Source organism: Dactylosporangium thailandense, from assembly GCF_059739745.1.
Genome location: NZ_AP029195.1, coordinates 9,662,196 through 9,684,110, shown reverse-complemented (window position 1 = coordinate 9,684,110; position 21,915 = coordinate 9,662,196). Strand labels below are relative to the sequence as shown.

At 69.4% G+C, this 21,915-nt stretch carries 18 protein-coding genes and 2 pseudogenes; 19 read left to right on the top strand and 1 reads right to left on the bottom strand.

Features of this window, described 5'->3' with window-relative positions:
• The first annotated feature begins 158 nt into the window (after positions 1–158).
• The 19 genes and pseudogenes from AC6JBM_RS43000 to AC6JBM_RS42910 all read left to right on the top strand — a co-directional run bounded on the left by AC6JBM_RS43000 (position 159) and on the right by AC6JBM_RS42910 (position 20,823).
• Positions 159–1,433: a geranylgeranyl reductase family protein gene (locus AC6JBM_RS43000; protein ID WP_497979504.1), complete on the top strand. Its 1,275-nt coding sequence runs from the start codon at positions 159–161 to the stop codon at positions 1,431–1,433.
• 147 nt (positions 1,434–1,580) lie between these two features.
• A complete protein-coding gene (locus AC6JBM_RS42995; RefSeq protein WP_350610231.1) occupies positions 1,581–1,946 on the top strand; it encodes an NADH-quinone oxidoreductase subunit A in 366 nt (121 codons plus the stop codon).
• 3 nt (positions 1,947–1,949) lie between these two features.
• The gene (locus AC6JBM_RS42990) at positions 1,950–2,630 is read left to right on the top strand and encodes a NuoB/complex I 20 kDa subunit family protein (RefSeq protein ID WP_497979503.1); all 681 of its coding nucleotides are present in this window, start codon (positions 1,950–1,952) and stop codon (positions 2,628–2,630) included.
• Between the two features lie 79 nt (positions 2,631–2,709).
• Positions 2,710–3,330, top strand: coding sequence for an NADH-quinone oxidoreductase subunit C (locus AC6JBM_RS42985; protein ID WP_350610334.1), 621 nt, complete (start codon positions 2,710–2,712; stop codon positions 3,328–3,330).
• A complete protein-coding gene (locus AC6JBM_RS42980) occupies positions 3,327–4,643 on the top strand; it encodes an NADH-quinone oxidoreductase subunit D (RefSeq protein WP_497979502.1) in 1,317 nt (438 codons plus the stop codon). Before AC6JBM_RS42985 ends, AC6JBM_RS42980 begins: the two co-directional genes overlap by 4 nt.
• A pseudogene (gene nuoE, locus AC6JBM_RS42975) lies at positions 4,643–5,332 on the top strand (NADH-quinone oxidoreductase subunit NuoE); the annotation flags it as partial. The gene AC6JBM_RS42980 and the pseudogene nuoE, both read left to right, overlap by 1 nt.
• Positions 5,333–5,337: 5 nt before the next feature.
• Positions 5,338–6,660, top strand: coding sequence for an NADH-quinone oxidoreductase subunit NuoF (gene nuoF / locus AC6JBM_RS42970; protein WP_497979501.1), 1,323 nt, complete (start codon positions 5,338–5,340; stop codon positions 6,658–6,660).
• Positions 6,660–9,128 carry an NADH-quinone oxidoreductase subunit G gene (locus AC6JBM_RS42965; protein ID WP_497979500.1) on the top strand — a complete coding sequence of 823 codons (2,469 nt, stop codon included), beginning with the start codon at positions 6,660–6,662 and terminating at the stop codon, positions 9,126–9,128. The genes nuoF and AC6JBM_RS42965 overlap by 1 nt, the downstream gene beginning before the upstream one ends.
• On the top strand, positions 9,125–10,468 hold the full coding sequence (gene nuoH, locus AC6JBM_RS42960) for an NADH-quinone oxidoreductase subunit NuoH (protein WP_350610226.1): 1,344 nt from the start codon (positions 9,125–9,127) through the stop codon (positions 10,466–10,468). The genes AC6JBM_RS42965 and nuoH overlap by 4 nt, the downstream gene beginning before the upstream one ends.
• 49 nt (positions 10,469–10,517) lie before the next feature.
• Positions 10,518–11,070, top strand: a pseudogene (nuoI, locus tag AC6JBM_RS42955) (NADH-quinone oxidoreductase subunit NuoI); the annotation flags it as partial.
• Entirely contained in the window at positions 11,027–11,794 is a 768-nt protein-coding gene (locus AC6JBM_RS42950; RefSeq protein ID WP_350610332.1) for an NADH-quinone oxidoreductase subunit J, read from the top strand. The pseudogene nuoI and the gene AC6JBM_RS42950, both read left to right, overlap by 44 nt.
• The gene (gene nuoK, locus AC6JBM_RS42945; RefSeq protein WP_350610225.1) at positions 11,791–12,090 is read left to right on the top strand and encodes an NADH-quinone oxidoreductase subunit NuoK; all 300 of its coding nucleotides are present in this window, start codon (positions 11,791–11,793) and stop codon (positions 12,088–12,090) included. The genes AC6JBM_RS42950 and nuoK overlap by 4 nt, the downstream gene beginning before the upstream one ends.
• Positions 12,091–12,100: 10 nt before the next feature.
• Entirely contained in the window at positions 12,101–14,011 is a 1,911-nt protein-coding gene (gene nuoL, locus AC6JBM_RS42940; RefSeq protein ID WP_497979499.1) for an NADH-quinone oxidoreductase subunit L, read from the top strand.
• Entirely contained in the window at positions 14,008–15,537 is a 1,530-nt protein-coding gene (locus AC6JBM_RS42935) for an NADH-quinone oxidoreductase subunit M (protein WP_497979498.1), read from the top strand. Before nuoL ends, AC6JBM_RS42935 begins: the two co-directional genes overlap by 4 nt.
• Positions 15,534–17,069 carry an NADH-quinone oxidoreductase subunit NuoN gene (gene nuoN / locus AC6JBM_RS42930; protein ID WP_497979497.1) on the top strand — a complete coding sequence of 512 codons (1,536 nt, stop codon included), beginning with the start codon at positions 15,534–15,536 and terminating at the stop codon, positions 17,067–17,069. The genes AC6JBM_RS42935 and nuoN overlap by 4 nt, the downstream gene beginning before the upstream one ends.
• A gap of 99 nt (positions 17,070–17,168) precedes the next feature.
• Positions 17,169–18,191 (top strand): polyprenyl synthetase family protein, encoded by a 1,023-nt coding sequence (locus tag AC6JBM_RS42925; protein WP_497979496.1) that lies wholly within the window; start codon positions 17,169–17,171, stop codon positions 18,189–18,191.
• A gap of 446 nt (positions 18,192–18,637) precedes the next feature.
• Positions 18,638–19,414, top strand: coding sequence for an IclR family transcriptional regulator (locus tag AC6JBM_RS42920; protein ID WP_433082171.1), 777 nt, complete (start codon positions 18,638–18,640; stop codon positions 19,412–19,414).
• Positions 19,415–19,579: 165 nt separating this feature from the next.
• A complete protein-coding gene (locus AC6JBM_RS42915) occupies positions 19,580–20,071 on the top strand; it encodes a sigma-70 family RNA polymerase sigma factor (RefSeq protein WP_497986662.1) in 492 nt (163 codons plus the stop codon).
• Positions 20,068–20,823, top strand: a complete 756-nt coding sequence (locus AC6JBM_RS42910) for an anti-sigma factor family protein (RefSeq protein WP_497979495.1) — start codon at positions 20,068–20,070, stop codon at positions 20,821–20,823. Before AC6JBM_RS42915 ends, AC6JBM_RS42910 begins: the two co-directional genes overlap by 4 nt.
• Before the next feature lie 19 nt (positions 20,824–20,842).
• Here AC6JBM_RS42910 and rarD read toward each other — a convergent pair whose 3' ends face one another.
• Positions 20,843–21,778, bottom strand: a complete 936-nt coding sequence (gene rarD / locus AC6JBM_RS42905; RefSeq protein ID WP_497979494.1) for an EamA family transporter RarD — start codon at positions 21,776–21,778, stop codon at positions 20,843–20,845.
• Positions 21,779–21,915: the final 137 nt, after the last annotated feature.

Below are 21,915 nucleotides of genomic sequence, written 5' to 3'. Positions count from 1 at the left end.
CGTCGGGTGGACCGGTCAAGCGTCCCCCCGACCGGGTGAAAAATTAGGGTCGCCTTACCGACAGCGGCGCACTTCACGGTTCTAGACTGCTCCACGGATGACTTTGTGAAGACTTTCACGAGCCGGGCAGAAGCAGAACGGTTGGAGGTGTGACGGCTGTGACCGACACCGGAAATGACGCGGATGTCATCGTCGTTGGCGCCGGACCGGGCGGGTCGGCCGCGGCGTTTCATCTCGCCCGGCACGGACTGAAGGTCCTGCTGCTGGAGAAGACCGAGTTCCCGCGCGAGAAGGTGTGCGGCGACGGCCTCACCCCGCGCGCGGTGAAGCAGCTGGTCAAGATGGGCATCGACACCACCGAGGAGAAGGGCTGGCTGCGCAACCGCGGCCTGCGCGTGATCGGTGGCGGCGTGCGCCTGGAGCTGGACTGGCCGGAGCTCGCGAGCTTCCCCGACTACGGGCTGACCCGCACCCGCATGGACTTCGACCACATGCTGGCCACGGCCGCGACCGACGCCGGCGCCGAGCTGCGCAGCGGCACGAACGTGACCGGGCCGATCCTCGACCGGACCGGCCGAGTGGTGGGCGTCACGGCCGTCGGGCCGGACCGGGAGCCGCGGGAGTATCGCGCGCCCCTGGTCATCGCGGCCGACGGCGTCTCCGGGCGGTTCGCGCTCGCGCTGGGCATCGCCAAGCGCGACGACCGGCCGATGGGCGTGGCCGTCCGGCAGTATTTCCGCAGCGAGACCCGCCACGACGACGACTACTTGGAGTCCTGGCTGGAGCTGCGCAGCCGCGAGTCCGGGGACAAGCTCCTGCCGGGCTACGGCTGGATCTTCGGCCTCGGTGACGGCCGGGTCAACGTCGGCTTGGGCGTGCTCAACAGCAGCGTCGCCTACGGCAAGACCAACTACAAGACGCTGCTCGCCGACTGGCTGGACAACACGCCGGCCGACTGGGGCCTGTCCGACCCGGCGAACGCCGACGGCAAGCCCCAGGGGGCGGCGCTGCCGATGGGCTTCAACCGGGTGCCGCACTACTCCCGGGGCGTGCTCCTCGTCGGCGACACCGGCGGCATGGTCAACCCCTTCAACGGCGAAGGGATCGCCTACGCCATGGAGTCCGGCGAGCTGGCGGCGGAGATCGCCGTCCAGGCGCTGGCCCGGCCGCAGGGCACCGCTCGCGAGCGGGTGCTCGCCAACTACCCGACCGAGCTCAAGGCCCGCTACGGCGGGTATTACCGGCTCGGGAACGTGTTCGTGAAGCTCATCGGCAATCCACAGGTCATGCGGATCGCCACCAAGCACGGCATGCCCCACCCGACCCTCATGCGGTTCGTGCTCAAGCTCCTCGCCAACCTCACGGACCCGCGAGGCGGAGACGCCATGGACCGCGTGATCAACGCGATGACCCGGCTCGCGCCGGCTGCCTGAACCCCAAAGGCACTGGCCAAAGCCACATTTGGGGTGCCCCGGACGAAGCCGTCCAGGGCTCACCGAATAGTGTTAAACCGCATACAGCTTGAGTGGTCCCCCGGGGCTGAACGCCCCTCGGGCTCGCCGAAAGGACGGAGCAGCACGATGTCGCTCGCGCCGTACGTACCGATTCTTGGGCTCTTCGCCCTCGCCGCCGCATTCGCCTTGTTCTCGGTGGCGGCCGCCCCGTTCGTCGGCCCCCGCCGGTACAACCGCGCGAAGCTCGACGCCTACGAGTGCGGCATCGAGCCGACTCCGCAGCCCGTGGGCGGTGGCCGCTTCCCGGTCAAGTTCTACCTGACCGCGATGCTGTTCATCGTCTTCGACATCGAGATCATCTTCCTCTACCCGTGGGCCGTGAACTTCAACGCGCTCGGTCTCTTCGGGTTCGTGGAGATGGTGCTGTTCATCGTCACCGTGTTCGTCGCGTTCGCCTATGTCTGGCGTCGCGGCGGGCTGGATTGGGACTGAGCCATGGGCATCGAGGAAAAGGTTCCGACCGGCGTCCTGCTGACGACGGTCGAGAAGCTGGTCAACTGGTCTCGCAAGGCGAGCTTCTGGCCGGCCACGTTCGGCCTGGCCTGCTGCGCCATCGAGATGATGGCGACCGGCGCCGCCCGCTACGACCTGGCGCGCTTCGGCATGGAGGTCTTCCGGGCCAGCCCCCGCCAGGCCGACCTGATGATCGTGGCCGGTCGGGTGAGCCAGAAGATGGCCCCGGTCCTGCGCCAGATCTACGACCAGATGCCGGAGCCCCGCTGGGTGCTCTCGATGGGCGTCTGTGCCTCCAGCGGCGGCATGTTCAACAACTACGCGATCGTCCAGGGCGTCGATCACATCGTGCCCGTGGACATGTACCTGCCGGGCTGCCCGCCGCGGCCGGAGATGCTCATCGATGCCATCCTGCGCCTGCACGAGAAGGTCATGGCCGAGCCGCTGGGTGACCGGCGCCGCCGCATGATCGAGGCCCGGGTCGAGCGCGACGGCGCGCCGGTGGTGGCGCCGGGCGCGATGCCGTCGAGCTACCGCTACGACAAGGTCAAGCGCGCCGAGTGGACCAAGGCCGTGGCCGCGGGCAACGAGGAGCAGCTGCGCATCCAGAAGTGGATGGAAGAGCGGGCGAGCCTGGCGAACCCCGGGAACAAGGGGGCATGAAGTGACTGATGTAGAGCCGGTCGGCGCCCAGCTCGGGTCCGCCGCCCAGACCCCGCCCTCGGGCGGCGCCGGGCGCGGCATGTTCGGCGTGCAGGGCACCGGCGACACCTCCGGCTTCGGCGGTCTGCGCCGCCGGCGCACGGGCGACCTCGACTCGCCGCGGCCCTTCGGCGGCGAGCACGACGAGGTCGTGGACGCCCTCGAGGAGGCCTACCCGGGCTTCCACGACGCGATCGAGCGGATCGTCGTCGACCGCGGCGAGCTGACGCTGCACATCGTGCCGGAGCGCATCGCCGAGGTCTGCCAGGCGATGCGGGACGACCACGCGCTGCGCTACGAGCTGTGCTCCTCGGTCTCCGGCGTGGACTACCTGGGCAGCGACGGCCGCCGGCTGCACGCGGTCTACCACCTCACGTCGATGACGTTCCGCCGCCGGATCCGCCTCGAGGCCGCCGTGACCGCCGAGGACCCGCACCTGCCGAGCGTCACCCAGGTCTACCCGACCGCCGACTGGCAGGAGCGGGAGACCTACGACATGTTCGGCATCATCTTCGACGGCCACCCGAACCTGACCCGGATCCTCATGCCGGACGACTGGGAGGGCTTCCCGCAGCGGAAGGACTACCCGCTCGGCGGCGTGCCGGTCGAGTACAAGGGTGCGGAGATCCCGCCGCCGGACCAGCGGAGGAGTTACCAGTGACCACCGACTACGCGGCCGCTCGCGAGACCACCGAGGGCAAGGTCTTCACCGTCACGGGCGGGGACTGGGACACGGTCGTCAACGAGGCCGGCTCCGAAGAGCGCATCGTCGTCAACATGGGCCCGCAGCACCCGTCCACCCACGGAGTGCTCCGCCTGGTCCTCGAGCTCGAGGGCGAGACGGTCACCGAGGCGCGGACCGTCATCGGCTACCTCCACACGGGTATCGAGAAGAACCTGGAGTTCCGCAACTGGACCCAGGGCACGACGTTCGTGACCCGCATGGACTACCTGGCGCCGATCTTCAACGAGACCGGCTACTGCATGGCGGTCGAGAAGCTCCTCGGCATCGAGGACCAGATCACCCAGCGCGCCACGACGATCCGCGTGCTGATGATGGAGCTCAACCGGATCTCCTCGCACCTGGTCTGGCTCGCCACGACCGGCATGGAGCTCGGCGCCCTGTCGATGATGATCTACGGCTTCCGCGAGCGTGAGTACATCCTCGACATCTTCGAGCTGGTCTCCGGCCTGCGGATGAACATGGCCTACGTGCGCCCGGGCGGACTCGCCCAGGACCTCAACGACGAGGCCATCGTCAAGATCCGCGAGCTGCTCGGCTGGATGCCGGACCGCATCGACATGTACGAGGACCTGCTCTCCGGCAACACGATCTGGCGCGAGCGCACCCAGGGTGTCGCCGTGCTCGACGTCACCGGCTGCCTGGCCCTGGGCATCACCGGGCCGGTGCTGCGCTCGGCCGGCCTCGGCTGGGACATCCGCAAGCAGCAGCCCTACTGCGGCTACGAGACCTACGACTTCGAGGTCCCGACCGAGAACACCGCCGACGCGTGGGGCCGGTACAAGGTGCGGCTCAACGAGATGCGCGAGTCGCTGAAGATCATTCAGCAGGCGATGGACCGGCTCGAGCCGGGCCCGATCATGATCGCCGACAAGAAGATCTCGTGGCCGGCCCAGCTCGCGATCGGCGGCGACGGCCTCGGCAACTCGCTCGAGCACGTCGCGAAGATCATGGGCCAGTCGATGGAGGCCCTGATCCACCACTTCAAGCTGGTGACCGAGGGCTTCCGGGTGCCGCCCGGCCAGGTCTACGTGCCGATCGAGGCGCCCCGCGGCGAGCTCGGCGTGCACGCGATCTCCGACGGCGGCACGCGCCCCTTCCGGGTGCACTACCGCGAGCCCAGCTTCGTCAACCTGCAGGCGATCCCGGCGATGGCGGAGGGCGGCCTGCTCGCCGACGTCATCGTGGGTGGCGCCTCGCTCGACCCCGTCATGGGTGGGTGTGATCGTTAATGGTGTTCAGTGAGCTCACGCGCGAACGCGCGCGTCAGATCATCGCGCGCTACCCCGAGGGCCGCTCGCGTTCGGCGCTGCTGCCCCTGCTGCACCTGGTGCAGTCGGAGGAGGGGTACGTGTCCCCGGACGGCATCGCCTTCTGTGCCGAGACCCTCGGGATCACCAAGGCCCAGGTCGGCGCGGTCGCGACGTTCTACACCATGTACAAGCGCAAGCCGACCGGCGACTGGCTGGTGAGCGTCTGCACCAACACGATGTGCGGCGTGCTCGGCGGCGACAAGGCGTACGAGGCCCTGAGCGAATACCTGGGCGTCGGGCACGACGAGACCACGGCCGACGGCAAGATCACCCTCGAGCACGCCGAGTGCCTCGCGGCCTGCGACTACGCGCCGGTCATGACGGTCAACTACGAGTTCTTCGACCAGGTGAGCGACGACACCGCGCTGAAGCTGGTCAAGCAGCTGCAGGACGGCGAGCGCCCGCAGCCCTCGCGCGGCACCCGGCTCTGCACGCTCAAGGAGATGGCCGTGCAGCTCGCGGGCTTCGCCGACGACCGCGGCGACGAGGTCATGGCCGACGGCCCCGCCGGTGAGCCGACCCTCGCGGGCAACCGGCTCGCCGAGCGCTTCGGGATCTCGGTGCCGGGCTTCGACCCGGAGACGCCCATCGCCAAGAAGGACGAGGCGAAGTCATGACGGTTGACTACCAGCCCTCGCAGGAGGCGCTGTCGAAGCTCACGCCGGTGCTCACCAAGCGCTGGCTCTCGCCGGACGCGTGGAAGATCGACGTGTACGAGCGGCTCGACGGCTACACCGGCCTGCGCAAGGCGCTCAAGGCCCACCCGGACGACCTGATCCAGCTGATCAAGGACTCCGGGCTGCGCGGCCGCGGCGGCGCCGGCTTCCCGACCGGCATGAAGTGGGGCTTCATCCCGCAGAACGACGGCAAGCCGCACTACCTCGTCGTCAACGCCGACGAGGGCGAGCCGGGCACCTGCAAGGACCTGCCGCTGATGATGGCCGACCCGCACGCGCTGGTCGAGGGCGTCATCATCGCCTCCTACGCGATCCGCGCGAACTTCGCCGCGATCTACATCCGCGGCGAGGCGGTGCACGCGGCCCGGCGGCTGCGCTCGGCGGTCGAGCAGGCCTACGCCAAGGGCTACCTCGGCACGAACATCCTGGGCAGCGGCTTCTCGCTCGACCTGGTGGTGCACAGCGGCGCGGGCGCCTACATCTGCGGCGAGGAGACGGCGCTGCTGGACTCGCTGGAGGGCTACCGCGGCCAGCCCCGGCTCCGCCCGCCCTTCCCGGCGACGCACGGCCTCTACGCCTCCCCGACCGTCGTGAACAACGTCGAGACGATCGCCAGCGTGCCGTACATCGTGCTCGGCGGCTCGGCGTGGTTCCGCAGCATGGGCACCGAGAAGTCCCCCGGCCCGAAGATCTACTCGATCTCCGGGCGGGTCAAGCACCCGGGCCAGTTCGAGTGCGGCCTCGGCGTCACGCTGCGGCAGCTCATCGACCTGGCCGGCGGCATGCAGGACGGCCACCAGCTCAAGTTCTGGACGCCGGGCGGCTCCTCCACGCCGATGCTGACCGACGAGCACCTCGACACCCCGATGGACTTCGAGGGCATGATGAGCGTCGGGACCATGCTCGGCACCACCGCCGTGCAGGTCTTCTCCGACCAGGACGACATCGTCTACGCGACGTACCGCTGGATCGCCTTCTACCACCACGAGTCCTGCGGCAAGTGCACGCCGTGCCGCGAGGGCAACTACTGGATGGTCCGCATCCTGCACCGCATCCTGGCCGGCCAGGGCACTCACCAGGATCTCGACACCCTCCTGGACGCCTGCGACAACCTGCTGGGCCGCTCGTTCTGCGCGCTCGGCGACGGCGCGACCAGCCCGGTGACGTCCTCGATCAAGTACTTCAAGCAGGACTACCTGGACTACATCGAGGGTCGCAAGGCGCCGATGTTCCATGGCGAGCTGGTAGGAGCTCACTGATGACGGACGTAGTGCCGGCGGTCGAAACCGTCAAGCTCACCATCGACGGCATCGAGGTCGAGGCGCCGAAGGGCGCGCTCGTCATCCGGGCCGCCGAGCAGGTGGGCATCTCGATCCCGCGCTTCTGTGACCACCCGCTGCTCGCCCCGGCCGGCGCCTGCCGCCAGTGCCTGGTCGACATCGAGGGCCAGCGCAAGCCGGTCGCCTCGTGCACCCAGCCGGTGGCCGAGGGCATGGTGGTCAAGACCCAGGTGACCTCCGAAGTGGCCAAGAAGGCCCAGGAGGGAATCATGGAGTTCCTCCTGATCAACCACCCGCTCGACTGCCCGGTCTGCGACAAGGGCGGCGAGTGCCCGCTGCAGAACCAGGCGATGAGCAACGGCCAGTCCGAGTCCCGGTTCGTCGAGCACAAGCGGGAATACCCCAAGCCGCTGCCGATCAGCACCCAGGTGCTGCTCGACCGCGAGCGGTGCGTGCTCTGCCAGCGCTGCACCCGGTTCTCGGACGAGATCGCCGGCGACAAGTTCATCGACCTGATGGAGCGCTCGAGCAACGAGCAGATCGGCGTGTTCCGGGGCAACCCGGAGTCGCCCGAGGACGACGCTCCCTTCAACAGCTACTTCTCCGGCAACACGATCCAGATCTGCCCGGTCGGGGCGCTCACCAGCTCGCAGTACCGATTCCGCGCCCGGCCCTTCGACCTGGTCTCGACGCCCAACACGTGCGAGCACTGCGCTGCGGGCTGCGACCAGCGGGCGGACCACCGCCGCGGCAAGGTCATGCGGCGCCTGGCCGGCGACGACCCGGCGGTGAACGAGGAGTGGAACTGTGACAAGGGGCGCTTCGCGTTCCAGTACGTCACCGCCACCGACCGCCTGACCACGCCGCTCGTGCGCGACCGCAAGACCGGCGAGCTGCGCACCGCGAGCTGGCCCGAGGCGCTCAGCGTCGCCGCGGCCGGCCTGGCCGCCGCGAAGGAACAGGGCGGCGTCGGCGTGCTGGCCGGCGGACGGCTCACGGTCGAGGACGCCTACGCGTACGCCAAGTTCGCCCGCGTCGCCCTCGGCACCAACGACGTCGACTTCCGCGCCCGGCCGCTGTCGACGGAGGAGACCGAGTTCCTCGGCTCCAACGTCGTCGGGCGGGCCGAGGTCACCTACGCCGACATCGAGCGGGCCCCCGCGGTCGTCTTCGTCGGGCTGGAGCCCGAGGAGGAGTGCCCGATCATCTTCCTTCGGGCGCGCAAGGCGTACCTCAAGCGGGCCCTGCCCAGCTACGCGGTCGCCCCGTTCGTGAGCCGCGGCTACACCAAGCTCGGCGCGACGGTCCTGCTCACCGCCCCCGGCGCCGAGGCGGAGGTGCTCGCCGAGTCCGAGCAGCTGCGCACCGCGCTGTCGGAGGAGGGCGCGATCCTGTTCGTCGGCGAGCGCCTGGCGAGCGTGCCGGGCGGGCTCTCCGCCGCCGCGCGCCTGGCCGAGTCCACCGGCGCTCGCATCGCCTGGGTCCCCCGCCGCGCGGGTGACCGGGGCGCGGTCGAGGCCGGCGTGCTGCCGACCCTGCTGCCCGGCGGTCGCCAGGTCTTCGACCCGGCCGCCCGCGCCGAGGTGGCCACCGCGTGGGGGCTGGACGCGGGCGTGCTGCCCAGCGCCTCCGGCCGCGACACCGACGCCATCGTCGCCGCCGCCCGCGAGGGCCGGCTCGGCGCGCTGGTGGTCGGCGCCGTGGACCCCGCGGACCTGGCCGACCCGGTCGCGGCCGAGGAGGCCCTCGACAAGGTCGGCTTCCTGGTCAGCCTGGAGCTGCGGATGAGCGCCGTCGCCAAGCGCGCCGACGTCGTCCTGCCGATCGCCCCGGCGGCCGAGAAGTCCGGCTCCTACGTCAACTGGGAGGGCCGGGTCCGCCCGTTCGGCACCGTGCTCAAGACGCAGGCCATGACCGACGCGCGCGTGCTGGACACGCTGGGCCGCGAGCTCGGCGTGCAGCTCGGCGTCGGCGACGTAGCCTTGGTGAGGGCCCAGCTGGCCGCGCTGGCGCAGCTGCCGCTGCCGGGCACGGTCGCGGTCGGCACCGTGGGCGCGGGCAACCCGAGCCTGGTCCGCGGCACCGCGCCGGACGTCGCCCCGGGCGCGCCCGCGCGGCCCGCGAGCGGCCAGGCGATCCTCGCCTCCTGGCACCACCTGATCGACGGCGGCTCGTTGCAGGACGGGGACGGCCACCTGGCCGGGACCGCCCGCCCCGCCGTGGTCCGGATCTCCAAGAGCACCGCGGCCGACCTCGGCGTGGTGGACGGGGACGCGGTGACGGTCGGCACCGAGCGGGGTGCGATCACCCTGCCGGCGCTCGTCACCGACATGGTCGACGGGGTCGTGTGGATCCCGACGAACTCACCGGGCTCGACCCTGCGCCGGACGCTCGGCGTCACGGAGGGCGCGCTGGTCGAGATCAGCACTGGGGGTAGCGCACGATGACATCCGCTGCAGGCAACCTCGACGAGTTCGGCAAAGACGTCTGGTGGCTGGTGCTCGCGAAGGTCGTCATTATCTTCGCGTTCCTGGTCGTCATGACGCTCTTCGCCATCTGGTACGAGCGCCGCGTCGTCGCCCGCATGCAGGTGCGGCCGGGCCCGAACCGCAACGGCCCGTTCGGTCTGCTGCAGTCGCTGGCCGACGGGCTCAAGCTCGCGTTCAAGGAAGACATCATGCCGCGCCTCGCGGACAAGGTCGTCTTCTTCTTCGCGCCGGTCATCTCGACGATCACCGCGTTCACCGCGTTCTCGGTGATCCCGTTCGGCCCGGTGGTCTCGGTCTTCGGCAACCACACGCCGCTGCAGCTCACCGACATCCCGGTGGCCGTGCTGCTGGTGCTCGCCTGCTCCTCGATGGGCATCTACGGCATCGTGCTCGGCGGCTGGGCCTCCGGCTCGACGTACCCGCTGCTCGGCGGTCTGCGCTCGAGCGCCCAGATGATCTCCTACGAGGTCGCGATGGGCCTGTCGATCGTCTCGGTCTTCCTGGTCTCGGGCACGATGTCCACCTCGCAGATCGTCGCGGCGCAGGCCGGCAACGGCACCGCCGAGGTCTTCGGCATGACCTGGCACCTGCCGGCCTGGTACGGCGTCCTGCTCATCCCGAGCTTCCTGATCTACTTCACCTCCGCGGTCGGTGAGACCAACCGGGCGCCGTTCGACCTCCCCGAGGCCGAGTCCGAGCTGGTGGGCGGCTTCCACACCGAGTACTCGTCGCTGAAGTTCGCGCTGTTCTTCCTCGCCGAGTACGTCAACATGGTCACCGTCTCCGGCCTGTGCACCACGCTCTTCCTCGGCGGCTGGCGCGCCCCGTGGCCGCTGTCCCTGTGGGACGGCGCGAACCACGGCTGGTGGCCGGTGCTCTGGTTCACGATCAAGGTGCTGCTGCTGCTGTTCGTGTTCGTCTGGCTCCGCGGCACCCTGCCCCGGCTGCGCTACGACCAGTTCATGCGCTTCGGCTGGAAGGTGCTCATCCCGGCCAACCTGGTCTGGATCCTGGCGCTGTCCGGCATCCGGGTGCTGCAGAACGGCGGCATCAGCACGGGCGCCCGCACCGGCGTGATCATCGGCATCGTCGTCCTGGTGGTGCTGGTCCTGGCGCTCGTCGCGCTGCAGCGCTCCCGCCGGAGCGTCGTCGAGTTGCCGAAGGTCCACCCGGGCGGCCGCGTCGGCGGAGCGAACGGCTTCCCGCTGCCGCCGATGAACCTCGAGGTGCCGCCCAGCCCGCGGGCCAAGCGCGTGATCGTCGAGCGGGAAACCGTCCCGACCGGCAAGGAGAACTGACGTGTCTATTGGTGGAACCCTGAAGGGGTTCGGGGTCACCTTCTCGCACATGTTCAAGAAGGTGGTCACCGAGGAGTACCCCGAGCAGCGCAAGCCGCCGGCTCCGCGGTACCACGGCCGGCACATTCTCAACCGCTGGCCGGACGGGCTCGAGAAGTGCATCGGCTGCGAGCTGTGCGCGTGGGCCTGCCCGGCGGACGCGATCTACGTCGAGGGCGCGGACAACACCGAGGACGAGCGCTTCTCGCCCGGTGAGCGCTACGCCCAGACGTACCAGATCAACTACGCCCGCTGCATCTTCTGCGGGCTGTGCATCGAGGCCTGCCCGACCCGCTCGCTGACCATGAGCAACGAGTACGAGCTGGCCCGCGACAACCGCCGCGACCTGATCTTCACCAAGGAGCAGCTGCTCGCGCCGCTGCTGCCGGGGATGGAGCGCCCGCCGCACGACATGCGCCTGGGCAACTCCGAGAAGGACTACTACGTCGGGGCGCTGGAGAACCCGGGCACCTCCGCGGGTGCCGAGCGGTACAAGGGGGTCCACTCGTGACCAGTACCCTGGCGCTGCAGACGCTTGCGTCCGCGGGCGAGGTGAAGGGCGGCGAGGCCGTCACCTTCTGGATCCTCGGGCCGCTCGCCGTGCTCGGCGCGATCGGCATGGTCTGGGCTCGCAACGCGGTGCACTCCGCGCTGTCGCTCGTCATCACGATGCTCAGCCTGGGCGTGTTCTACATCCTGCAGGCCGGTCCGTTCATCGGCATGGTGCAGATCATCGTCTACACCGGCGCGATCATGATGCTGTTCCTGTTCGTGCTCATGCTGGTCGGCCGCGACTCCTCGGACTCGCTGATCGAGACCCTGCGCGGGCAGCGGATGGCGGCCATCATCCTGGGCGTCGGCCTCGCGCTGCTGCTGGGCATCGGGCTCTACCGGGCGCTCGGCGGCATCGAGCCGAAGGGCCTGGTCGAGGCGAACGCGCCCGGCAACGTGGTGGGCATCTCCCGCCTGCTCTTCACCAAGTACGTCTGGGTCTTCGAAGTCACGTCCGCGCTGCTCATCACCGCCGCGGTGGGCGCGATGATCCTGGCGCACATCGAGAAGCGCAAGGAAGAGAAGATCAGCCAGCCGGAGCGCATGGTGGCGCGCTTCCGCCCGGGCAACTACCCGGCGCCGAAGCCCGGCCCCGGCGTGTTCGCCGGCTCCGACTCGGTGGCGACCCCGGCGCGGCTGCCCGACGGCACGCCGTCCGACCGCAGCATCTCCAAGATCCTCCCGACCCGGGAGTTGACGTCCGCCGACGTCGCACCAAAGGGGACCGAGAAGTGACTCCGACGTACTACATCGTCCTCGCGGCGATCCTGTTCACGATCGGCGCGATGGGCGTGCTCGTCCGCCGAAACGCCATCGTGCTGTTCATGTGCATCGAGTTGATGCTGAACGCGGCCAACCTCGCGCTGGTCACGTTCAGCCGGATCAACGGCACGCTCGACGGGCAGATCATGGCGTTCTTCGTCATGGTCGTGGCGGCGGCCGAGGTCGTCGTCGGCCTGGCGATCATCATGTCGATCTTCCGGACTCGGCGCTCGGCCAGCGTCGACGACGCGAACCTGCTGAAGTACTAAGGAGCGGGTGGTGGAACATATCGCCTACTCGGCGGCGACCGGGTGGCTGGGCTCGTTCTGGCTGCTTCCGGTGATCCCGCTGGCCAGCGCGGCGATCCTGCTGCTGCTCGGCAAGCGGGCCGATCGCTGGGGTCACTGGCTCGGCGTCCTGAGCGTCGCCGCGTCATTCGTGCTCGGCCTGACGTACTTCTTCACCCTCCGCGGGCTGGAGAACCGCTCCGGCGTCGAGATCACGCTCTGGGACTACATCCACGTCGGGAACTTCCACGTGGACATGGGGCTGCTCTTCGACCCGCTGTCGGCGATGTTCGTCCTGCTCATCACCGGCGTCGGCTCCCTGATCCACCTGTACGCGGTGGGCTACATGGAGCACGACCCGGGCCGGCGGAAGTTCTTCGGGTACTTCAACCTGTTCATCGCGGCGATGCTGTTGCTGGTCCTCGGCAACAACTACGTGATGCTCTACTTCGGCTGGGAGGGCGTCGGTCTCGCCTCCTACCTGCTGATCTCCTTCTGGTACCTGCGCCCGAGCGCGGCGACCGCCGGTAAGAAGGCGTTCCTGATGAACCGCGTCGGTGACGCGGGCTTCGCGATCGCCATCTTCATCATGTTCGCCTACCTCGGCACGGTGAACTACGACGAGGTCTTCAACAGCGTCGGCGGCCTGGGCCAGGGCACGGTGCTGATGATGGCGCTGCTGCTCCTGCTCGGCGCGGCCGGCAAGTCCGGCCAGTTCCCGCTGCAGGCCTGGCTCCCCGACGCGATGGAGGGCCCGACCCCGGTCTCGGCCCTGATCCACGCGGCCACGATGGTGACCGCGGGCGTGTACCTCGTCGCCCGCTCCCACCCGATCTTCAATGCCTCGCCCGACGCGCAGACCGTGGTGGTCGCTGTCGGTGCGCTGACGCTGCTGATCGGCTGCATCATCGGCTGCGCCAAGGACGACATCAAGCGGGTGCTGGCCTGGTCGACGGTGAGCCAGATCGGGTACATGTTCCTGGGCGTCGGGCTCGGCGGCGGCGCCTACGCGCTCGCCCTGATCCACCTGCTCGCGCACGGCTTCTTCAAGGCCGGCATGTTCCTCGGGGCCGGCTCGGTCATGCACGGCATGCACGACCAGACCGACATCCGCCGCTTCGGCAACCTGCGCAAGTACATGCCGATCACCTGGATCACGTTCGGCCTCGGCTGGCTGGCGATCATCGGCTTCCCGCCGCTGTCCGGCTTCTTCTCCAAGGAGCCGATCATCGCCGCCGCGTTCGAGCGCGAGGGCTGGACCGCCTGGCTCTTCGGCGGGGCGGCGATGCTGGGCGCGGGCCTGACCGCCTTCTACATGACCCGGCTGTTCTGGCTGACCTTCCACGGCCCGGAGCGCTGGACCGACGACATCAAGCACCCGCACGAGTCGCCGGCGGTCATGACGATCCCGCTGATCGTCCTGGCGGTCGGCTCGGTGGCGGCCGGTTGGCTGCTGTCGACCTCGGTGCCGGACTGGCTCACGCCGACCTTCGGCAACGAGCCGGCCGCGCACGAGCCGGTGCTGTCGCACACGCTGATCACGATCCTGTCGCTCGTCGTCACCGTCGTCGGCGCCGGCCTGGCGATCGCGCTGTTCAACAAGGGCACCGCGGAGGAAGAGCAGCCGGCCGGTGCGCTGGTCACGGCCGCCCGCCAGAACCTGTACACGGACGCGTTCAACGAGATCGTGTTCGAGGCGCCCGGTCGCTACCTGACCCGCGCCCTGGTCTACCTCGACAACCGCGGCATCGACGGGCTGGTCAACGGCCTCGCCGCGGGCGTCGGCGGCGGATCGGGCCGAATGCGCCGGGCCCAGACCGGGTTCGTGCGCTCCTACGCCCTTTCCATTCTCGGAGGTGCGGTGCTCGTGGTGGCCGCCACGCTCGCGGTGAGGTTCGGATGAGCCACTTTCCATACCTGACCGTCCTCACGGCCGCGCCGCTCGTCGGCGCGGCGGGGGTCGCGCTGCTGCCCAAGGACAAGCCCGAGCTCGCCAAGCGCGTCGCGCTGGGCTGGTCGGTCGTGGTCCTGGCGCTCGGTGTGGGCCTGTGGACGCAGTTCAAGCCGAACGGCGACCGCTTCCAGCTCAAGGACTCCTGGACCTGGATCCCGCAGTGGGGGGCCAAGTTCACGTTCGCCGTCGACGGCATCGCGCTGGTCATGATCGCGCTGATCGCTCTGCTGGTGCCGCTGGTCATCCTGGCCTCCTGGCACGACGCGGAGAACAGCAAGCGGTCGGTTCCGGCGTACTTCGCCCTGCTCCTCGCCCTCGAGTGCACGATGATCGGCGTCTTCGCCGCCCAGGACGTGTTCCTGTTCTACGTGTTCTTCGAGGTCATGCTGGTGCCGATGTACTTCCTGATCGGCTCCTACGGCGGGAAGAACAAGCAGTACGCCGCCGTGAAGTTCTTCCTCTACTCGCTGCTCGGCGGCCTGTTCATGCTGGCCGCGCTCGTCGGGCTGTGGGTGCTGGGCGGCGAGACGTTCGACTGGCAGACGCTGGTCAACGCCGACTTCTCCACCAACACCGAGCGCTGGCTGTTCCTCGGGTTCTTCGTCGCCTTCGCGATCAAGGCGCCCTTCTTCCCGTTCCACACCTGGCTGCCCGACGCCGGTGGCGCCGCGCCCGCCGGTGCGGCCGCGCTGCTGGTCGGCGTGCTGGACAAGGTCGGGACGTTCGGCATCCTGCGGTACTGCCTCCCGCTCTTCCCGAACGCGTCGAAGCACTTCGCGTGGCTCGGGCTCACGCTCGCGCTGGTCGGCATCATCTACGGCGCGCTCGTGGCGATCGGGCAGAAGGACCTCAAGCGCCTGGTCTCCTACACGTCCATCGCGCACTTCGGCTTCATCGGCATCGGCATCTTCGCCTTCACCAGCCAGGCGGGCACGGGCGCGGTGCTGTACATGGTCAACCACGGCCTCGCGACCGGCCTGCTGTTCCTGGTCGTCGGCATGCTGGTGGCCCGCCGGGGCAGCGCGCTGGTGACCGACTTCGGTGGCGCCGGCAAGCTCATGCCGGTGCTGGCGGGCGTGTTCTTCATCGCCGGTCTCGCCTCGCTGGCGCTGCCCGGCACCTCGCCCTTCGTCTCCGAGTTCCTGGTGCTCATCGGCACGTTCACGGTGAACAAGACGGTCGCGATCATCGCCACCGCCGGCATCATCCTGGCGGCCGGATACGTGCTCTGGATGATCCAGCGCACCACGCAGGGCACCCCGAACCCGCAGCTGGCCGAGATCAAGGCCATGGGGCGCGACCTGTCAGTGCGCGAGGCGGTCGTGGTCGCCCCGCTGATTGCCCTGATCCTGCTCTTCGGCTTCTACCCGAAGCCGCTCACCGACGTGATCAACCCGGCGGTGAAGGCGACGATGCAGGACGTCGGCAAGCAAGACCCGAAACCCACCGTGGGTACCGTGGAGGCCGGCAAGTGAACGACAAACTCCAACTGCCGCACCTGGACTACGCGGCGCTGGCCCCGATGCTGATCCTCTTCGGTGTCGCCTGCGTCGGGGTCCTCGTCGAGGGCTTCGTGCCCAAGCGGGTGCGGCACACCGTCCAGCTTCCCCTTGCGCTGGCCGGCCTCGTGGCCGCGCTGGTCATGGTGATCCGCCAGGGCGACAAGCCGGTCATCACCGCCGCGTCCGCGGTCGCCGTGGACAAGCCGGGCCTGTTCCTCTCCGGCGCGATCATCGTGCTCGGCATCGTCGCGCTGCTGCTGATCGGCGAGCGGACGCTGGAGCCGGGCGGCGCGTTCGTCGCCCAGGCCGCGGTCACGGCCAACACGGACCGGGACCGCGAGCAGGCCCAGCGCACGGGCGGCGCGACCGAGGTCTTCCCGCTGGCCATGTTCGCCCTGGGCGGCATGCTGCTGTTCACCACGGCGAACGACCTGCTGACGATGTTCGTCGCGCTCGAGGTCTTCTCGCTGCCGCTGTACCTGCTCTGCGCGCTGGCTCGCCGCCGGCGACTGCTGTCGCAGGAGGCCGCGATGAAGTACTTCCTGCTCGGCTCGTTCGCGTCGGCGTTCTTCCTGTTCGGCATCGCGCTGGTCTACGGCTACGCGGGCCAGGTCGACTTCAAGGCGATCGACGCGGCCATCCAGTCCGGGGGCAGGGACGACATCCTGCTGTACGTCGGGCTGGCCATGCTCGCCATCGGCCTGCTGTTCAAGGCGGCCGCGGTGCCCTTCCACGTGTGGACGCCGGACGTGTACCAGGGCGCCCCGACGCCGATCACCGCGCTCATGGCGGCCTGCACGAAGGTCGCCGCGTTCGGTGGCCTGCTGCGCCTGGTCTACGTGGGCTTCCACCGCACCGAGTGGACGATCCAGCCGGTGCTGGGCACCATCGCGGTGCTGACGATGATCATCGGCGCGATCCTGGCGGTCACCCAGACCGACATCAAGCGCCTCCTGGCCTACTCGTCGATCGCCAACGCCGGGTACCTGCTCATCGGCGTGATCTCGCTGAACGAGAAGGGCCTGTCCAGCTCGCTGTTCTACCTCGTGGCGTACGGCTTCACCGTGCTCGCCGCGTTCGGGGTCGTCACCCTGGTGCGCGACGCCGACGGCGAGGCCACGCACCTGTCGCGCTGGGCCGGGCTGGGGCGGCGCTCGCCGCTGTACGCCTCGCTCTTCACGTTCATCCTGCTGGCCTTCGCCGGTCTCCCTCTGACCAGCGGATTCACCGCTAAGGTGGGCGTGTTCGCGGCTGCGGTCGACGGGAACCAGACCTGGCTGGTGATCGCCGGCGTGGTGAGCTCCGCCATCCTTGCCTTCCCTTACCTGCGTGTGGTCGTCATGATGTGGCTGTCCGAGCCGGGCGAGGCCACGCCGGCCGTGTCCATCCCGGGCGCCATGACGGCGGCCGCGCTGGTCATCGGGACGGTCGCGACGCTGGTCCTGGGCATCGCGCCGGGGGCGCTGCTCGAGGTCACGCAGAACGCCGGCAAGTTCCTCAGCTAGCCTGTCAGCAACACCGACGGTGACGTCCCCCGTGGCCTGCCACGTGGGGACGTCCCTGTATCGGGAGTCGGGAGTTCGTATGGCATCGTTGGAGCTGTGGTGAGTACGGGAACCGTGCAGTCGGTCGCGTCGGTGGGCTTGACCCTGGCCGATCCGGAGCTTGAGCGCAACGTGGCGGCGATCCTGCGGGACGTCGAGGCGGTGCTGATCGACTCCGTGCACAGCGCCAACCCGATGGTCACCGAGGCGGCCCGCCACCTCGTCGACGCGGGTGGCAAGCGGGTGCGCCCGCTGCTGGTCGGCCTGGCGGCGCAGTTCGGCGACGCGACGTCCCGCGAGGTCGTCATCGCCGGCGCGGTCGTCGAGCTGACTCACCTGGCGACGCTCTACCACGACGACGTCATGGACGAGGCCGAGGTGCGCCGCGGCGCGCCCAGTGCCAACTCCCGCTGGGGCAACGCGCTGGCCATCCTGGTCGGCGACTACCTCTTCTCCCGCGCCGCCGACCTCGCGGCGGAGCTGGGGGTCGACGCCGTGAAGATCCAGGCGAGCACGTTCTCCCGCCTGGTGCACGGCCAGATCGACGAGACCGCCGGCCCGCTGGACGGCGAGGACGCGATCCAGCACTACCTGCGCGTCCTCGAGCACAAGACCGGCTCGCTGATCTCGACCAGCGCCCGCTTCGGCGCGATGTTCGGCGGGTGCCCGCCGGAGCAGGTCGAGGCGCTGGCGACGTTCGCGGAGACCTTCGGCATCGCCTTCCAGCTCTCCGACGACCTCATCGACATCGCCAGCGACGCCACGGAGTCGGGCAAGACGCCCGGCACCGACCTGCGCGAGGGGGTGCCGACGCTTCCGGTGCTGTACGCGCTGGCGTCCTCCGACGACGACGCGGCCTCGGTGCGACTGCGCGAGATCCTCGCGGCCGGCCCGGTGACCGACGACGCCCTGCACGCCGAGGCCCTCGGCCTGCTGCGCGACTCGGTCGCCCTGAAGCAGGCCAGGGAGACCGTGCGGGGCTACGCGGACGCCGCCCGGGCCTCCCTGACGGTGCTGCCGGACGTGCCCGCCCGGGCCGCCCTGGACTCTCTCTGCGACTTCATCGCGGACCGCACCAACTGACCTTTCAAGGTATCGACCGACGCCGGTCAATGTAAGTTCACCGGCGTCGGTCGCTTTTTCATGCGCTGGTACCGGCCGGACCGCGTGCAACTTGTCACCGTACACATTGCTCAACGCCATATAGCGCGATACCCGGCCCGACATCGGGGCGCGACGGCTCGATGACGCCCCGAAGTGACGCATGCGCACTTCCGCTCGCAGTACTCCCGTGATGTGTGATTACCTACTCAGGTTGTTAACCTTTACTTATGGCCATTACTCATGCAGTTCGGCGTGTCGCAAGGTGAGTAACACGATCACGATGTCCAAAATGGTGCATTCATCGCTATGTGCAGCCCTTGCATTTCCCCTGACCTCGCTCCATAAATGATCAGAATGTTCCCTCCACCCTCTCCGATTTCATATGGTGTGACTCCAGTTGCTGCTGTGGTCTGGGAGGGGCGGCGGTGCGGGATCCACAAGCCGAGCCCTCGGATTTGATTCGAAGCGTTTCGAGGGCCCTACGAGTGTTGGAGGCGGTCGGTCAGTCGCCCCGTGGTCTGACCGTGAAGCAGATCGCGCGCCGATGTGACTTCACCGTCGCCACCACGTACCACCTGGTGCGGACCCTGGCCTACGAGGGCTACGTGATTCGCCGCGAGAACGGCACCTATGTGGTCGGCCTGGAGATCGCCGACCGCTACCGCGAGCTCGTGCTCGCGTTCCGCGGCCCGGGCGCCGTCATCGACCGTCTGCGTCGCGCGGCGGCCGAGACCGGGTACTCGCACTACCTGGGCCGCTTCGTCGGCGGCCGGGTGGCGGTGACCGCGATGGCCGAGGGGCCGCGCACCCCGCCGGCGGACGATCTCGTGCCGGGCTACGACGAGGCCGCACACGCGACCGCGCTGGGCAAGGCGCTGCTCGCCACGATGAGTGCGGACCAGCGCTGGCGGTTCCTGAAGGAGTACGGCATGCGCGCCTACACCTCGGCGACGCTGACCTCTCCGGAGGCGCTGGACTCGGACCTGGCCGCCGGCGACCGCCGCGGGATGCAGATCGAGATCGGGCAGTTCCGCCAGGGCCTCGCGTGTGCCGCCGTGATGGTGGTCAACGATCGCGACCAGGACCGGCGGGTGGTGCTGGCGTGCGCGCTGCCGCCGGCGGAGCTGATGTCGTCGGCCAAGGTCGTGCGCACGCGGCTCCTGGCCACGGCCCACCACCTGGCCACGGTCCTCGCCGAATAGGCCCTTCCGCGGCTTTTGCCCGCATCCCGGACTCGCTCGCGCCCACGTGACCCGTGTCGCATCGGCGACATGTGTTCTCCACCTGAACCTCTCTGCGTATTAGTGCGTAGAAGCTGGTGGAAGGGATCGGAACCATAACGAAGCGTGAGTAGAGACGATGCTGACCTGCTGAAGGCGCTCCACGCGGAGCACGGCGACGCGCTGTTCGCGCACACCCTGCGACTGACCGGCGACCGCCAACGGGCCGAGGACCTCGTGCAGGAAACCCTGCTGCGGGCCTGGCAACACCCGGAGGCGCTCGACCCGGCCCGTGGCTCGGTCCGAGCCTGGCTCTTCACCACCGCCCGCAATCTCGCCATCGACGCGTGGCGAAGACGCTCGGCGCGGGTGGGCGAGGTCTACACCGACCAGATGCCGGAGACTCCGGTCGTGGTCGACGAGACCGAGCGCGCGGTGGAGTCCTGGGTGATCGCGGAGGCGCTGACCCGGCTCTCCCGCCCGCACCGCGAGGTCCTGGTGGAGTGCTTCTACCAGGGGCGCTCCGTGGCCGAGGCGGCGGAGCGGCTCGGCGTGCCAGCGGGCACGGTCAAGTCGCGCACATACTACGCACTGCGATCGCTGAAGGTCGTCCTAGAGGAGTTGGGGGTGACGCAATGAGGTGTGAGCACCTCCATGACTCGGCCGTCTACGTGCTGGGGGCGTTGTCGCCGCCCGAGCGCGAGGCATACGAGCGGCATCTCGCCGACTGTGCGCAGTGCCGTGCGGAGGTGGCGGAGTTCTCCGACCTGCCGGGGCTGCTCGGCCGGCTCGATCCGGAGATCGCCGCGCAGATCGCCCTGGAGCCGGACGAGGACTCCCCGGACCCGGACGGCCCGCCGTTCCCGGCCGACGCACGCTGGGCCGGTCCCACCGCGGTGCCCGCCACCGTCAACGGCAGCGCGGTCGACCCGTTGCTGCCGCGCGTGCTCGACCGGGCCCAGAGCGCCCGCCGCACGGCCCGTCGCCGGCGGCGCTGGCAGACGGTCGGCACCGCGCTCGTGGCCGCGTTCCTCGGGGTGCTCGCGGTCGTCGGCGTGCGCGCCGTGGGCGTCGGGCAGCCGGACTACGAGTCGATGCGCGAGGTGGCCTCGACCGTGCCGATCACGGCGTCGCTCGCCGTCTCGCCGGACTCGGACGGGGCGACCGTGCGGATGCGGTGCGCGTACAAGAGCGGCGAGGGCGACGAGTACGCCAAGTGGACGTACACGCTCGTGGTGGTACCGAAGTCCGGTCAGGCCGAAGTGGTCAGCACGTGGACCGCCCGGCCGGGGGACGAGATGCAGCTGTCGGCGCACAGCGGCATCAAGGAGTCGAACATCGACCACATCGAGATCCGCAAGGGCGACGGGACGGCGCTGCTGCGAACCTGACGCTCGGCCCTCTCCTCACTCACATCGCCGCGGCGGTCGCTTCCTTCTGGGCGGCCGCCGCCGCGTCGCGCCGGGCCCGGTTTCGGCGGGCCACTCGGATCGCGTCCCAGCTGAAGACGGCCAGCGCGAGCCAGACGATCGCGAAGCCCGCAAGCCGCGCGGGCGGGAGGGGTTCGCTGAAGACCGCGACGCCGATGACCAGCTGCAGGGTCGGCGTCAGGTACTGCAGCATCCCGAGCCCGGACAGCGGCACGCGATTGGCGGCCTCCGCGAACAGCAGCAGCGGTACCGCGGTCAGCACGCCACTGCCGGCCAGCATCACCGAGTGCCACGCTGAGACGGTGCCGAACGTCGACTGGTGCTGGGTCGTGAGCCAGGTGAGGTACACGAGCGCGGGCAGGGTCAGCACGCCCGACTCCAGGAACAGCCCCTCGGCCGCGGGGAGCCCGAGCCGCTTCTTGACCAGCCCGTAGCAGCCGAAGGACGCGGCCAGGGTGAGCGCGATCCACGGCAGGTGCCCGTAGTCCACGCTGAGCACGACCACCGCGACCGCGCCGATGCCGAGCGCGGTCCACTGCAGCGGGCGGAGGCGCTCGCGCAGGACGAGCACGCCGAGCAGGATGACGAAGAGGGGGTTGATGAAGTACCCGAGCGAGGCCTCCACCACCCGATCCGTGTTCACCGCGAAGATGTAGACACCCCAGTTGACGGCGATGAGCACCGCCGCGACCGCGAGGCCCGCCATGCGCTTCTTCTGCCGCACCAACTCCCGGACCTGTCGCCAGTGCCGGATGGCCACGAGCACGAGCGTCATCGTCACGACCGACCACACGATGCGGTGCGCGAGCACCTCGACCGCGCCGGCGGGGCGCAGTGCGTGGAAGTACAGCGGAAAGACGCCCCAGAGCACGTTGGCGGAGAACGCGGAGAGATATCCACGGCGCAGCGGGTCCACGCCATACACCGTATGCCCAAACGGTAAGGGGCGGGTCGCGGACCCGCCCCTCACGTGATGGTCTTCGTCACCGTGGGCGACCCATTCCGGCCTCCCGTTCTCGGCTTTCTTGTCGCGCTCCGGCCAGTCGTGTGCTT

Coding starts and splice junctions, on each gene's coding strand:
- AC6JBM_RS42995 (WP_350610231.1), top strand. CDS start 1,581: ATGTCGCTCGCGCCGTACGTACCGATTCTTGGGCTCTTCGCCCTCGCC.
- AC6JBM_RS42990 (WP_497979503.1), top strand. CDS start 1,950: ATGGGCATCGAGGAAAAGGTTCCGACCGGCGTCCTGCTGACGACGGTC.
- AC6JBM_RS42985 (WP_350610334.1), top strand. CDS start 2,710: ATGTTCGGCGTGCAGGGCACCGGCGACACCTCCGGCTTCGGCGGTCTG.
- nuoF (WP_497979501.1), top strand. CDS start 5,338: ATGACGGTTGACTACCAGCCCTCGCAGGAGGCGCTGTCGAAGCTCACG.
- AC6JBM_RS42965 (WP_497979500.1), top strand. CDS start 6,660: ATGACGGACGTAGTGCCGGCGGTCGAAACCGTCAAGCTCACCATCGAC.
- nuoH (WP_350610226.1), top strand. CDS start 9,125: ATGACATCCGCTGCAGGCAACCTCGACGAGTTCGGCAAAGACGTCTGG.
- AC6JBM_RS42935 (WP_497979498.1), top strand. CDS start 14,008: ATGAGCCACTTTCCATACCTGACCGTCCTCACGGCCGCGCCGCTCGTC.
- AC6JBM_RS42910 (WP_497979495.1), top strand. CDS start 20,068: ATGAGGTGTGAGCACCTCCATGACTCGGCCGTCTACGTGCTGGGGGCG.